This is a genomic window from Duganella sp. HH101 (assembly GCF_001758795.1).
In the GTDB taxonomy this organism is placed as follows: Bacteria; Pseudomonadota; Gammaproteobacteria; order Burkholderiales; family Burkholderiaceae_D; genus Rugamonas; species Rugamonas rivuli.
Genome location: NZ_LRON01000040.1, coordinates 1 through 16,771, shown reverse-complemented (window position 1 = coordinate 16,771; position 16,771 = coordinate 1). Strand labels below are relative to the sequence as shown.

The window sequence follows — 16,771 nt, the reverse complement described above, 5'->3', positions numbered from 1 at the left end:
AATCCGCATTTTTTATATTGACTTTCCAGGAATAATCAAAATCACCTCGAATCAAGTGCGGAGTTATGGGAAATGAAATAAAAATGCCTTTTCACTAAACTTTTCGCGAAAAGCGTGGATACCTTGTCTGAACGGCGCCGGAAACCGGCCCAACAGACTAACTTCATGCGGGAAAAGAAAAATGGTTGCGATTGTCAGCGGTAATGGTTTCGGCCTGTCGACGGGTTCCTCCTCCACCTTGGGCCAGGCGGGCGTATTCGGCAACCCCAGCCTGGGCAACAGCAAGGAGGGGGCGTATGTCAACGTCGCCAATGGCAACCTGGTGTTACAGGATCAGGACGATTTCGTTGCCAGCGCCGGCACTAAGCTATCACTGACCCGCACCTACAACTCGCAGGGCAACTACAACAACGGCAACGGCCTCAACTGGCGCCTGGGCGTGGTCAAGCAGATCGTTGACCTGACCGGCACCGTCAATACCGCCGGCAGCACCGTCACCCGCATCAACAGCGACGGCAGCCGCGAGCTGTACCGCTACGATACCGGCCTCAAGCACTACATCAGCACTGACGGCAGCGGTGCTTATAATCATCTGACTTGGGACAAGTACTTCAATTGGCAATGGACCAGCGACCACATCGGGAGCGCCGGGCTGAACGAATGGTATGGCAGCATCGCAAGCGGCGGAAAAATCGAGAGTGTCGCCGACCTGAGCGGTAACGGGGTAAACTACACGTATGATGCCAACAGCCGTCTGGCAAAGGCATCAACCTCCTTCGACGACACCTATTTCGACTACGACAGCGCTGGCAATCTGAGCCAAATTCGCGTCAGCGATTGGAACGATGTCACCAGCACGCGCGTGCACTATACCTACGATGCGTTGAATCGCCTGTCCCAAGTTGTGACGGACCTGACCCCGAACGACAACAGCATTGTTGACGGAAAAGTCTACACCACCACCTACTCTTACCTTGGTGCAACCAGCCAAGTGACCAGCGTCATCCAGAGCGATGGCACCAGTTTAGAATTCGGCTATGTGCAAGTGAATGGTGCGTGGAAGATCGAAACCGCCACCGACGGGCTGGGCCAAGTGACCCGCTTTGCCTACAGCTCCCTGCAGACCACCGTCACCGACCCGCTTGGCAACAATACGGTTTATACCTATGACGCCGCTGGTCAATTGCTGTCTGCCACGACCCCGCCTACCCTCCTCAACGGCGCTGTTGTGGCGACTCAAACGACGAGTTTCGCCTATGACGCCAATGGGAATGTGCTCAGTGTCACCGATCCACGCGGCAAGAAAACCAGCTACGAGTATGATGCCAACGGCAATCGCGTCCGTGAAACCAGCGCCGCCGGCGACGTCACGACACGTACCTACGATCCGTCCACCAACAACCTGTTGCAGGAGTCGATCTATCCCTCCGGCTCCACGAAACCGGCGCTGTCCACCCAATATGTCTACGACAGCCGAAACCGTCTGCGGTTTGTCATCAGTCCAGAACGTCGGCTGACCGAATATACTTATGGCTACGACGGCTTTCGCGATCGGGGTCTTTGCTCAAGCATGATCGAATACGCCGGCGCGGTGCTGCCGTTGGGAATAGCCTCCACGGAGGCCGGGCTAGTGGACTGGAGCCTTTCCTTATCTGCGGAAAATTCCGCCGTCAAGCGAACAGACTATAGACATGATGCACGCGGGTTAGTCGACAAAACCAGTACCTATGCCACAACCCGTTCCGCCATGACGCCAGTGGTGATGCCTGCTTCCCTTCCCGCCGGCATTACCCTCAATGGCGGCACGGGCGCCTATACTTTCACGTCCACAAAGCAGGCTACCAATAACGTTACGACAGTTACCAGCGTGACGGATTCGCCGCTCGGCAACGGCTTCCATTTCGACGTCACGACCCCGGCGCAATTGACCGGAAGCATGTTGACGATCGGCTTGACCAACCAGACCGCCCCCACAAAGAAATTTGCATTCAACTTCGCCGGCGGCACACTCAAGATTCTGATTCAGAATGGAAGTACGCAACTTCTCCAGCCTGCTCCGCAATTTAGCGGTCTGAAGGCAAGCACGACTTATACCGTTGACATCTCAACCGATATAAGCGGCAACGCCGTCATGACGATACACGAAAAAAGCACGGCAAACGTTCCCCTGCTGAGCTTGAACTTCTTTTACACTTTTGACCAAGGCAGCAACCTGCGCCTGTTTGCCGAGACCAGCAGCGGTCCCAACGTAGGCGGCAGCACAACCGGCTCCGGCAATTCGATCACGGTCAGCAATCTACTGGCGACGCCCGCGCCGCAGGTCACCAGCGAGGTAGTTGCCACCCAATACGTCTACGACCAGCACGGCCAACTGCTGCAATCCATCGACGGCAAATCCAAGACCAGCGCCCTGTTCGCCTACGACGGCCTGGGCCGCTTGATCTCGGCCGCCGACGCCGACAACAATTCCACGACCACGGTCTACGACGATGCCGGCGGCAGCCGCAGCGTCACGCTGTCCAACGGTCTGGTCACCAAGACTACCTTCGACCGCAATGGCCGCGCCACCAGCGTCTCGCAGCTGGACAAGGACGGCCGCGTGCTCAGCATCGCCACCAACAGCTACGACAGCGCCGGCCAGCTGCGTCGCACGGCCGCGCAAAATGGCGCCGCCAGCTACTTCCTGTACGACGAAGCCGGCCGCCAGACAGCAAAGATCGACGCCAACGGCGACCTGACCGCCTACTTCTACAACGCCGACAACCAGGTCACGCGCACCATCGCCTACGCCAAGCCGCTCACGCCGGCGCAGATGAATCTGCTGGCCCCGGTCAACGGCGTCTGGCCGCGCACCAGCCTGTCCGACCTGCGCCTGGCCGACGCCGATGCCGACAACCGCAGCAGCTGGAAGCTGTACGACGACGCCGGCCGCCTGTCGAAAACGGTGGACGCCGGCGGCGCCCTGACCGTCTACGTCTATGACCAGGCTTCGCGCGTGACCCAGGTGATCCGCCGCGCCTACGACATCAGCAAGCTGGCCAATGTCTATGCCGCCACTTCGCTCGACGACACGGCCAGCGCGGACGACCAGATCAGCCGCAATTACTACACCGCCGACGGCAAGCTGCAGCTGGAGGTCGATCCGGCCGGCTACGTCACCGAACACCGCTACGACGCCATCGGCCAGTTGATCGAAACGCTGAACTACAGCGTCCAGCTGAGCGCCGCCTACCTGAACCAGGCGCCGGCGGCCGCCGCCATCCTCGGCAGCGCCGGCGCCGTCGCCTCCCACGAGCGCTACTTCTACAACACCAGGGGCCAGTTGGCCGGCACGCTGGACAACGGCAACTTCCTGACCGAGCTGAAGTACGACCTCAACGGCAACGTCCTCAGCCGCCGCCACTACGCGGTCGCCGTCACCACGCCGGGCGCCACCAAGATGTCCGGCCTCGGCTACGCCGTCAGCGACGCCGACCTGCTCTCCAGTTACACCTACACCTCGCGCAACCAGGTCGAGACCGAGACCGCGCCCGGCGGCATTGTCACGCGCTACACCTATGACAAGCTGGGCAAGCTGATCGAAACCCGCGTCGGCAGCGGCGCCACCCGCGCGCAGGGCGAACGCTACGACGTACAAGGCCGCCTCATCGCCGAACTGAACACCGAGGGCGTGGCCGCGCTGGCCACCGCCAAGCCGGAAGACGTCGACGGCATCTGGCTGCGTTACGGCAGCCGCTATACTTACAACGAAAACGGCCTGCGCCTGACCGCCACCGACCAGCTGGGTAACCAGAGCCGCTACTACTACGACGGCCAGGGCAATCTGACCTACACCGTCAACGCCGCCGGCGAAGTGACCGGCCTGGCCTACAACGGTTTTAATCAGCTCAAGAGCAAGACCAACTACGGCACCCGCCTCGACGCCGCCACGCTGGCGACGCTGGGCGGCGGGCAGAACGACGCCAACATCGGCACCGTCGTCGGCAAGCTGGCGGCCGCCGCGGTCGACAGCGTAACCCGCTACGAGTACGACCATAGCGGCCGCCAGAGCGCCGTCGTCGACGCCCTCGGCAACCGCAGCACCGTGCACTACGACGCCTTCGGCCGCATCGACGCCACCGAGCAGCAGAACGTCCCCAACGGCAACGTCTCGGCGCCGGCCGCCAATATGGCGGGCCGCAATTTCTACGACCTCGATGGCCGCCTGAAAGCCTCGCTGACCTCCGGCGGCAGTCTGACGGTCTACAGCTACAACGCGCTGGACCAGCTGACCGACCGCATCACCTACGCCAAGCCGGTCGACTTCGCGGCCGCCGACCTGAACGCGGCACTGGCGCAAATCGCGCCGGACGCGGCCCACGACAACCACCAGCGCTACTTCTACGATGCGCGTGGCCTGCTGGCAGCCGAGATGCGCGCCGAAGGCCTGGCCGCCGACGGCAAGCTGCAATGGTCGGTCGTGCGGCAAGACTACGACGGCAACGGCAACCTGACGCGGCGGACCGCCTACGCCACGCCGCTGCCGCTCGCCGGCAGCGCGCCGGCGCTCGCCTACCCGGCCGACAGCGCGTCCGACAGCGTCACCGTCTATGCCTACGACGGCGCCAACCGCCTGGCCGCTACCGCCACCGCCCAGAACACGCCGGACGCGGCCAAGCCGACGCTGCGCAACTGGTCGGTCGTGCGCAATACCTATGACGCCCTGGGCAACCTGAGCGTCACCACCGCCTACGCCACAGCGCTGCCCGGCCTGGCGCCCACCGGCGACGCCCTGCGAAATTATGCGGCCGCCGATGCGGCCAACGCCACCACCTACTACACCTACGACAGCAGCAACCGCATCAAGACGGTGGCCGTGGCGCAGAACAGTACCGGCGGCTCGGTGCAATGGGCCGTCACCGGCCGCACGTATGATGCGGCCGGCAACCTCAGCAGCACAACCCAGTACGCCACCGCGCAGACCACCAGCTCGGCGCTGGCCTACCCTACCGGCGCGCCGGTGGCCGATGCCGCCAAAGACCGCACCACGAGTTACCGCTACGACGCCCTCAACCGCCTGCAGGTCTCGATCGACGCCGTCGGCGCCGTCACCCGCTTCGACTATGACGCGCGCGGCAACCTCATCCAGCGCACCGCCTACGAAAAAGGCGTGGCCACGCCCGACACGGTCACCGCCGCCTACAAGCCGGCGCCGCAGCCGAACGACCGCGTCACCCGCTCCATCTACGACCTCGACAACCGGCTGCAATTCGAAGTCGACGCCCTCGGCAACGTCACCGAGCATCGCTACGACAACCAGGGCAATGTCTCGGCCCTGGTCCGCTACGCCACCCCGATCAACGCCCAGCAGGTCAGCGATCGCGCCGCCAGCGTCACCGCACAGCTGGCCGCCATCGGCGCCAGCGCAAGCAGCCGCACCACCCTCTACCTCTACGATCAAAACCGCCGCCTGCGCTTCACGCTCGACGCGCGCGGCTACCTGACGGAAAACCGCTACGACAGCTTCGGCCGCGTGACCGACACGCAGGCCTACCCGACCGCCGCGACGCTGACCGATCTGAGCTACGCCAATGTGGTCAGCAATACCTCCAAGTTCGGCACGCCGCGCACCACGCACGCCGACTATGACGCCCAAGGCAATCTGGTCGCATCCACCGATGCGCTGGGCTACAAGGAATCCTACGGCTACGACGGGCTGGGCCGAAAGACCAGCTTCGTCAACAAGCTCAAACAGACCTGGAACTATGCCTACGACAACGCCAGCCACCTGGTGCTGGAGACCGCGCCGGAAATCGATGTCTACGCCAATGGCCAGCTCGACGCCAACCCGGACTGGAGCACGCGCACCCCGACCCGCATCCGTCCGCAGACCGCGATGACCTACGACATGCTGGGCAATCTGTTCACCCGCACCGAAGGCGCCAACGGGGCTCAGCCGCGCAAGGTCACGTACGAGTACGATCTCGTCGGCCGCCAGATCCGCACCAGGCAGCCCGCCGTCAATATCTACAATGCAAATGAGACGCCATCGGCCGCCGCCACGGCCAAGCGCAACGAAATCGATTCCGGCGAGCTGGTGGTGGAGGTCAGCTACGACATGCTGGGCAACGCCATCGCCAACAAAGATGTCGACGGCAACTTCAGCTACAAGGTCTATGACCGTCTCGGCCAGGTGCGCTACGACATCGACGCCGCCGGCTATGTGACCGGCTATGCGCGCGACAACTTCGGCGCCGTGGCCGAGCTGACCCGCTACAGTGCTCCGCTGGCCGGCTACGTCGCCGGCAGCCCGGCATCCCCGGGCCGCAAGTTCACCACCTGGGGCGCGGTGCTGCCTTTCAATACCGCCGGCGTCAGCGATCCATCCCGCACCGTCGTCACCCGCTACGATCAGGTGGGTCATGCGATCAAGGTCATCGAACCGCTGGCCTGGGTGTACGACGAGCACACGCTGACCGGCGAGAAGATGTTGCAGTCGGCGCGCACCACCGAAACCCGCTACGACGCCTTCGGCCAGGCGCGCCAGGTCCTGGTCTACGGCGCCGCCGGCGACGGCACGCCGGTCACCCGCGCCGCCAGCACCCGCTACTACTACGATGCGAACGGCAACAAGCAGGCGCAGATCACCGCGTTGCAGGACGACGCCACCACGCGCAACGGCTACCTGAGCGTGTTTGAATACGACGCCGCCGGCGACCTGACCAGTCAAACCGACTACGCGACGGCGTACGACGACTGGCAGGCCGACTGGAAAGACACACGCTACGGCAAGCCGGCGGTCGACGCCGCCAACGATCGCATCACCACCTACGGCTACGAAAACCGCCGTAAAACCAGCGAGGTCCGCAACGGCGCCGCCACCAGCTATGCCTACGATGCGCTGGGCAACATGACGCGCAGCACCGATGCCTCGGGCATGTCCAGCTACAGCTACTACGATGCGCTCGGCAGCGTGAGCGCGGTCGCCACCGGGCGCCAGACGGCGCTGACGGCGCCGGCCGGCTATGCCTTGCCGCTGGCCGCCGGCTCGCTGACCGAGTTCCGCCGCGACATCTTCGGCAATGTGGTGATACGCGTCGACGTCGCCAACGGCGCCGCCGCCGCCACCGCCGCCAGCAAGCCCACCGCCGCCTACGACCGCAGCCGCGACCGTGTCACCACCACCACCTACGACATCGCCGGACGCGCCATCCAGGTGTTCGATGCCGAAGGCAAGGCCGCCAATACCTCGTACGACAAGTTCGGCCGCGCGGCCAAGCAGTGGCGCACCGTGACCAATGCCGACAACGCGGTCAATCCTGTCGAAACCGCCTTCACGTTTACCGCCTACAATGTGCTGGGCCAGATCGCGAGCGTCACCCGGCCGGGCAACATCAACCTGGTGCGCAACATACTGACGCCGGCCAACACGGTGCAGCGTTATTCCTATAACGCCTTCGGCGAGGTTTACCAGGTCGACAGCAGCGGCGACGACAACAAAAAGCAAAGCGAATACACCCGCTACGACGGCGCCGGCCACGCCTGGCTGAGCAACGCCGGCGACGGCATCGACAAGCTGGCGCAGTTCGATGCCCAAGGCAACCTCAGCAGCCGCCTGGTCAAGACCGATGGCGCGCTCGGCGTCGGCACCGACCTGCAACGCGCGACCGACATCGTCGGCGCCCTCCAGAAGAGCGGACTGCAGCGCACCGATTTCAGCTACGACCTGATGGGCCGCCAGATCGCCACCCGCCGCGACAATGACGCCAACATCTATGTGCTGCAGCGAGATCCGGCGAGCGGCGCCTGGACCAAGTACCAGCAGGATCGCATCAGCCCGCTGGTCAACAGCCTGCTGCTGGTGGCCGAGCCGGCCGAAAAGGATTACAGCAAGCAGGTCTACTACCGGCGCCAGGGCACGGCGGACTGGATCTCCGGCCTCGGCAGGTTGCGCTCGATCGAAGACAGCTTGGCCTTCGATACCGATCTGCTCGCGGCGGGCACCTACGAGTACATGGTGGTGCTGACGCCGCCGAAGGAAGCGGCCTTTGTCCGCATCCAGGGCACGCTGAACATCGCCAACATGCCGTCCGCCGACAAGAACAAGCAGCTGGCCGGCATCTACGGCATGCTGCTGAACCGCGCGCCCGACCTGATCAGCCTGAACGTCTATATGGAGCGCGCCAACAAGGGCGAAAGCCTGGCGCATCTGGTGCTCGATTTCTTGCGCAGCACCGAGGCCGCCAGTACGCTGTCCGGGTCCAGCGCCAGCGTCATCAAGAACCTGTTCAGGAACGGCTTCGGCCGCCTGGAAAACGATGCGGCCGATGCCGCCTATGCCAGCGACGTCGCCAGTTGGGCCGCAAAGTACGACATCGCCAAAGCCGCCGGAGGCGACGCTCCCGGCCAGATGATGCTGGACTTGATCGAGACCATGATGCTGCCGGTCAGCGGCGCCCTGCCGGCGGCACAGCAAAGCGCGCTGGCCAAGGCGCAGACGCGCATGAAGGACGGCCTGGAGGCGGGACTGGCGTACACCATCAAGTATCTCGGCACCAATCTCGGCACGGCCGCGCGCATCTGGCAGGAGTCCGCCACCAACAGCGCGCTGGCCAAGCAGGACGCCCAGGACAGCGGCACGCTGGAAAGCCAGAACAACCGGATCGCCCAGTTCTACCTGGCGCTGTTCGGCCGCGCGCCGGACGCCGGCGGCGCCAGCTTCTGGCGCAACGCCCTGAAGACCGTCACGCCGGAAGCTATGATCGCAAACATGCTGGCCAGCCCGGAAGCGAAGGACCCGGCCTTGTATCCGGTCGACGGCATCAGCGCGGCCGACTACAACCAGCGGCTGGTCGCCCGCGCCGGCGCCTATATCAAAGGCCGCGCGCTCAGCGACGACGAAGTCAGCGCCATCCTGAGCACCTACCCGTCCATCGACGCGCCTTCCGAAGGCGAAAGGCGCGGCAAGCTGATCATTAAAATGATCGGCGACGTCGCCAACTACGCACAGGGCGACAGCGCCTTGCTGGCGCAAAAACAAGCCTTCAACAACAAGGTGGCGCTGGCGCTGAGCTATGGCCAGCTGCCGCTGGCGAATGTGCCGGTGGCCGACCAGGACGCCGTCAACAAGGCGGTGATCGCCGCCGTCACCTCCGCCGCCACGGCGCAGGCCGCCGCCGAGCAGGCCAAGGCCGCCGTGGCGGCCAGCGCGACCGCCGCCGCCGCGTTGAGCGCCGCCGCCAAAGCCGCCGCCGACTCGGCGCCGATGGAGGACATGCGGGCCCAGCTCGCGCGCATGTACGTGTCGCTGTTCAACCGCACGCTCGATAGCAGCGGCCTGTCGTCTTACCTGAGCGCCTACCAGACCCTGGGCGCCACGCCGGCGGCCTGGAACACCATCGCCAGCGCCATGCTGACCAGCGCCGAAGCGACCAACCCCAAGCTGGGACTGGCCGGCGCGCCCGGCCTGACCGACGCCCAGTTCGTCGACCGCATCTACCAGCTCGCGCTCGGGGAAGTGCCGACCAGCGCGGCCGCAGTCAAGGAAAGGGACGGTTTCAAGGCGCAGCTGACAGCCGGCAACCGCGGTGAAATCGCGGTCAAGATCATGAACGGCCTGATCAGCTACCAGGATCCGTCGGCCCAGGAGGCCGCGCTCAAGGCCCGCTACAACAACAAGGTAGGCGTCGCGCTGGCGTGCGCGGCCGATCTGTACGCGTTCAGCTGGGAAAACAGCAGCAACGACGACCAGCGGCAGGTGCTGTCGCTGGTGACCTCGACCAGCATCCAGGCCGCATTGGACCGCGCGCTGGCGCTGAACCAGGCCGCCTACAGCAGCTCGTCCAAGCCGGCGCTCGACGCCATCGCCGAATCCAGGACCAGCATGGAACTGACCATCGCCGCCGCCGCTGCGCGCGCGCAGTCGGTGGACCAGTTTGTCAAGGCCAGCGCGCTCCTCAGCACCGCGCCGCTCGCCGAGACGCGCATGCGTGTGCTGCAGGTCTACATCGCACTGCTCGGCCGCACCCCCGCCAACTTCACCACCGACCCCGACCTGGGCGGCATGGGGTTCTATGTCAACAATATCAACACCGGCCTCACCAACATGGAAGGCTTTGCCATTGCCTTGGGCAAGAGCGCCGAAGCACTCGGCAGTCCCGTGTCGAGCGACGCCGCCTTTGTCGACAAAATCTATATGAACGTGCTCGGCACCAGCGCGCTGAAGCAAGCGGACAAGGCCAAGTGGATCGCCCAGCTGGGCGGCGACCTGTCCAAGCGCGGCAAGGTCGCCTACGACATCATGAATTCCGTGCTGGCGTATACCAACACCACGCCCGACACCGAAAGCCGCGACTACCTGGTGGCGCGACAGCAGTTCTTGAAGAAAGTCGCCAGCTGCATGGACATCGTCGACCGCGCGCAACGCAAGCAGGTCGCCGATGCGCAGGCGACGCTGGCGACACAACCCGATCTCAAGTCGAAGCTGCCGGGCCTTCTGAACACCATGCAGACCGACGCCAACAGTCAGTCTGCAGCGATGCAGGCCGCGATCACCGCACTGAACAACGCGACCGGCGGCGACGGCAGCGCGCTGCGACGACTGCAGCTGACCACCTTATACAGCGTGGTGTTGCTGCGGGATACCCCGCCGAGTGCGGTAGCGGATCTGCAATACTTCGTCACGGGTCCGGGCGCTGCGGCCGACCTGGCCTATGTCGCAGAATCCTTTATGATTAGCGGCGAAGCAAAAAACCATAACATCCTGTTCCCGGCCGACACCCGCGCCTTTATCAGCACGATGTTCTCGCGCATCATGGGCCGCGCGGCGACCGCCGCCGAGGTCGACGGCTGGGTGGCGCGCATGCCGGCGTCGACCTATCCGCGCGGGCAGCTGGTGCTCAACATGGTCAGCGACTATATGGCGTTCAAGGACGGCTCGCTGGATCAGTTGCAGCGCAAGCAGGTATTTGACGGCAAAATCGCCGACTTCCTCGCGGCGCAGACGCGCGAACTGCTGGATATCCGGTCCCAGGCGTGGTCGGCTTATTCGCAGCGCGTCACCGACAGCAGTGACGCCGCCGCGTTGGTGCAAAACGACCAGAACGCGAAAGCCATCACCGCCGCCACCTTGAAAGCCATCACGGACGATCCTAACAAACTGTACGTAGGTGCCGATGCTTTCCTTGCGGCGCCGACCAAGTTTCAAAGCAAGCTGACGTATATGTATCTGGGTCTGCGCGGCGACACCGACTTGGGCGGGCTGGCTTACTTCATGAAGAACTATACGGACACGCTGGAAAGCGACATCACGTTTATCAATGGCTTGCTGGAGGCGCAACCAACCGTCTACCCTAAAGATAATATTGTCACCCTGGTGTCGGCCCTCTATAGCTCCATTTTGGGGCAGCCGATGGATAGCGGCGCCAACAATTTTTATGTTTTACAAATCAAGAAGGGGGCGGTGACGCCCGCGGAAGTCGCAAGGGCGCTGTTTAACGAACCCAAAGCTCATACCAAGCTCGACCAAGCCACCGCCAACCGGATGGTGGCGGACCGCAGCACGGCGCTCAATCTGGTCGCCGGACGCGCCGCCGCCATCAAGGCCGATAGCGATGCGGCCGCGAAGCTCGCAGCCGATCAGCAAACGCTGAAAACCGCGCAGGCGAACCAGCAAACCGCACTCTCGGCCTATAACTTCGCCAACACCGCCTATACCGCGACCGCCGCATTGCAACCGGCGCTCAACGGCAGAGCCAACGCCGATACGGCAGCATTGAAGGCGGTGCAATCGCTGGCGGCTTACAATGCCGCCAACAAGGCCTACAACGATCAGCAGGCGACGCTGGCGCCACTGCTGGCCCTGGTTAGCAACGGCAACACTGTCACGCCAAGCTACGACGTGGCCGCCACCTACGCGGCGGCCCTGGAAGCGCTGGCCGGTTCGGACACCAGCGCTGCGGCCGCCTATGTGGCCAACAGCGCCACCACGCCGTCGGCGCGCCAAAGCCGCCAGATCACGCAACTGTACGTCGCGCTGATGAACCGTGCGCCGCAGCTGGCCGAAGTGCGTTACTGGGTCGGCCGCCTCAACGCCGGCGACACGCCGTCGCGCATCGCCAAGGCCCTGCTGGAGAGCCCCGCTGGCGCCCGTGCGACCTACCCGGCCAGCCTGGGCAACGACGACTTCGTGCGCCAGATCTACGCGTTGGCGCTGCAGAACCCCACGCCGGACTACAGCGGCGCGATCCGCTACTGGAGCGACAAGCTCACCGGCCCCAACGCGATCAGCCGCGCCGACCTGGTCACGCAGTGGGTCGAACAGGCCGCGCTGGCCGGCGGCACGGACGCGAAAAAGTTCAACCAGCGCGTCTCCGACACCATGCAGTCGACGCTCAACGCGGCAAGCGACGCCAGCGCCGCGCCCGATCTGGGCACGGTGATTCAATTCAGCGAGGAAGCGGCGCGCGCCACGGCGGCCAGCTACGACCAGGCCGCCGTCGCCCAGGCCAATGCCCTGCCGCTGGCGCAAACGGTGCGCCAGCTCACCCGTTTGTACCTGGCCCTGTTCAACCGCGCCCCCGACCCCGGCGGCCTGCAGTTCTGGGTCAACGCCATGACCACGCTGGTGCCGCCGCGCACGCTGCCACAGGTGGCCCAGGATCTGCTGGTGCTGTCGCCGGAACCGATACGGCTGTATGGCAACGTCAGCGACGACCGCACCTTCCTGTCCATGGTGTTCAACAATGCGATGGGGCGGGCGCCGACCCAAGCCGAGCTGGGCGCCTACGTCGCCCAGGCCAGCCAGATTAGCCGCGGCGCCGCCGCGCTCAACATGATCGTCGCGATCGCCGATGGCGCAGCCAATAGCGACCTGGCGGGCCTGGCCGCGCGCGACGAGTTCAACGCCAAGGTCGACAGCGCCCTCGCCGGCCTGGTGCAGCCGCTGGCCAACCAGGCCCGCTATCTGGCCGAAGCCGGCGGCGTGCTGCAGTCCATCATCGACAGCAAGCCGGAAAACCGCTACGTCGGCAGCGCGGTGCTGGGGTTTACCGCGCCGATCCGGGGCGGCAGCAAGAGTACCGCGCTGCCGGAGCTGACGCTGGACCGCTGGGGCAATGTACTCAAGCGCCTCGACAGCCAGGACCCCAACTGGGCGACCAGCTACACCTACAACGCCAACAACCAGCTGCTGAGCGTGACGCAAATGACGCTGGGCGGCAGCTTGCCCAAATACGCCCAGCGCATCGGCTACGACCTGGCCGGCCGCGTGCAGACCGTGACCGACGGCTCCGGCCCGGACGCCAACGGCGCCATCCATGTCAACACCAGCTACTACGACAACAACGGCAACCTGCTGCGCGAAAAACACGCCGACGGCGGCATCGTCGATTACCAACTGGACACATTTGGCCAGCGCACCGCGATCTGGCAGTACCGCGACGCCGCCACCATCGTCAAGACCGACTATGGCTACGACCGCCTGGGACGCCAGATCAGCCGCACCAGCGCCGCCTATGACGTGGCCTACTGGAGCAAGGACGGCAGCATCGACCTGACGATAGGCAAGGGCCGCACCATCAACAGCTACAGCTACGATGAGCTGGGCCGCCAGATCCGGAGCAGCACGACCAGTGACGTCCTCGCCGTCGGCGACCCGAACAATGGCGCCAGCACGCTGACCCGCTACGACCTGGGCGGCAACGTCATCAGCATCGAAAGCGGCGTTGCCGCCGGCCGTGCACTGGACGCCAAGCGCAACGCCATTCTGAGCGCCTACAACGCCTTCAATTTCAAGGTGGCGGAACAGCGCGTCGGCGCGCCCGGCGCAGTCAAGTACGAGAGCAAATCATGGGAAGTCGATGAGCGCGGCCGTGCTATCTCGTACACGGACCTGTCCGGCGTCGCCACCCTCTACGGCTACAACGCCAACGGCCAGGTCAGCGGTCTGACGCGCGGCGCCCAAAGCATCACCTACACTTACGACAACGGCACCGGGCTGCTGCAGAGCATCGACGATCAGGCGCTCCACCAGAACACCACCTACAGTTACGACCGCGACGGCCGCCGCATCACCGAGCGGGTCTGGCTGACGGATGAGAAACGCGCGCTGCAGGACAACTTCCTGCGCTACGATCATCAAGGCCGGCTGAGCGATATCGGCGCCGGCGTCACCGGCGCCGGCTACGCCGTGCACTATGATTACGACGACTACGGGAATCGCAACAGCAGCTGGACGGTCTTCAACAACGACGTCGGCGACCAGAAAGAGATCGTGGTCAACTATCTGTATGACAGCATGAATCGCCAGACCAACGTCTGGGGCAATGTCCATACGGTGCTCGCCAACCCGCCACCGCCGCCGAATACCCCGCCGCTCGAGGAGAACCCGGGAACTGATGAGCCCGGCCTCCACGACGAGGGCATCGAGAGCCACGTGGTCGGCTACGACTGGATGGGCAACCGCATCAGCGACAACAAGGAAAGATACACCTATGACGATGCCGGCCAACTGTCGCAGACCTACACCGACAATAAGCTGAGCGGCATGCGCCGCTACGACGGCGCCGGCCAGGTGATTTCCGACTGGAGCCGCGACGGCACGCACTACAACCGCTATGATCAGCAGGCCCGCCTGGTTGCGCAGCGCAATGTCGACGACCAGGGCAATTTGCGCAGCCAGCTGGCGTATTACTACGATACCGCAGGCAATCTGGAGCACTACACGGTGGTCGCCAGTGAGAACGGCCCGGTGCAGACGACCACCATGCATTACGAGGCGCGCGACGGCTATCTGCTGACCGAAACCGAGGTCAGCAACAGCCCAAGCGACCGCAAGAGCAGCATCCGCGGCTACGATGCCAACGGCAATCTGGCTTCGGTGAACGGCAGCGACCAGCGCGTGGTGCGCAGCGACAGCAACGGCCACATTCTTGAAAAAGTCCAGGACGGTGTCACCACGCACAGCCTGTTTGTCAACGACCAACTGATCGGCAGCAGCAGCAAGAACTTCGAATCGTTCAGCAGCGTGTACGACTCGGTCAGTTCGCCGGCAGTGGCAACACCGCCGAGCGTGTACGTGGTCCAGGGGACGGGGGAAACGGCGCGCAGCGTAGCCAAGCTGGTATGGGGCGACGACCGCCTGTGGTATCTGATTGCCGACGTCAATGGCGGCCTCACTGCCGACACCACGCTGAGCGCCGGCCAGGCGCTGAGGATACCGACCCGCGTCAATACCGTACTGAACGGCTATCAAAGCTTCAAGCCCTACGACGTCTCCGCCGCGTTGGGCAGCACCACACCGGAACTGGCGATGCCGCAGGCGCCGCAGAGCGGCGGTTGCGGCGGCGTGGGTACGCTGATCATGGTGGTGGTGGCAATCGCCGTCACCTATATCACGGCTGGCGCGGCGGCCAATGCCATCTTCGCGGCCTACGGCGGCGCGGCAACGGCCGCGGGCGCCACGGCCGCCACCGCTGCGGCGGCAGGTTCGCTGAGTGCGTCGTTGTCGTTGGTTGCCGGTGGCGCCATCGGGGCAGCGGCGGGTTCGATCGCCAGCCAGGCGGTCGGTATCGGCATCGGTGCCCAGGATGGCTTCAACTGGAAAGGTGTGGCGCTGGCGGCCGTCGCCGGCGGTATCACCGCAGGGGTCGGCGCATACGGCCAGGCAGCGGGCACCAGCTCCATCTTGAACGGCAACGGCTGGGAAGCGGCCGCGGCGCGCGCCACCTTGTCCAACGCGATCTCGCAAGGCGTGGGCGTCGTGACGGGCCTGCAACCGAGCTTTAGCTGGCGCAACGTCGCCGCTTCCGCAGTCGGCTCCATGGCAGGATCGGCGGCGGGCTATGGTGCTGCATCGGTCTTCGGCGCTGACCTTGCAACGGCGACGACCAGTGGCTTCGCCGCCGGCGTGGTAGCATCGGCTATGCGTGGAGGTAAAATCAATGCGGCGCAAATTGCTACAGACGCGTTTGGCAATGCGCTGGGTAGCAGCTTGGCGGCCGAGTTCTCGCGTCCTTCGCTGCCCGACTCCATGGGCAACCTGCCGTCCGATCAGCGTCGTCACATTCAAGACTTGGCGATGCGGACTGGTGCCGATCTCAGCGATCCAAACATGGCTGATCGCATTCAGAAAATCTCTGAACTGAAGTTCGCAGCCGGCCAAGACCTTTCGCGTGATGACGTACTGGACCGGACTAGCGACTTCCTGCGTCTACGCAACGCCACGGATGACCAGATTAGCCAAGTCCGTGACATCTACGCAAACAACAAGGTTCTTCCTCTGGTTGGGAACGTGGAGGCGCTCTGGAATGTCGGTAAAACCGCTAACGACGCCACAACCAGACAAAGAACGTTCGTAGGCAAATACATCGATAACGCCATGGTCGGGACGGGGAATGTTCTATCGACGTTCGGCGAATATGTCGAGAGTAACCCGGTAGCCAAATACGCCTTGGAAGGGCTGGATATTGTGACCGGCCCTGCTGCTTACGCGCTTCGCAATTTCACACCGGTAGGCGACCTCATTAATGCCGCCCAATCCAAGGTGACAGGCTACATCTCAGGTGGTCTGCAAGATGTTGGCAGGACAGATATCGATGCGCAAAACGGTGGCATTGGTGGGACGGCGATGCTATCGGTGGGTGCAGGTGGTTTCGCAGGAATGATGAAAGGTGTTGGAAGCACGCTCGACATCTTTAAAACTAAACGCCTGCTGCCGGGTGAAGGGAACGTCGCAACCTATGGCGAGCTGATAGCCGCAGGCAGTAAGGGCGACAACATCACACCACATCAC

General features: G+C 64.0%; 1 protein-coding gene. It reads left to right on the top strand.

Annotated elements, in window-relative coordinates:
• Positions 1-181: 181 nt before the first annotated feature.
• A partial coding sequence (locus DUGA2_RS31195; protein ID WP_070273195.1) for a DUF6531 domain-containing protein occupies positions 182-16,771 on the top strand: 16,590 nt, incomplete at its 3' end.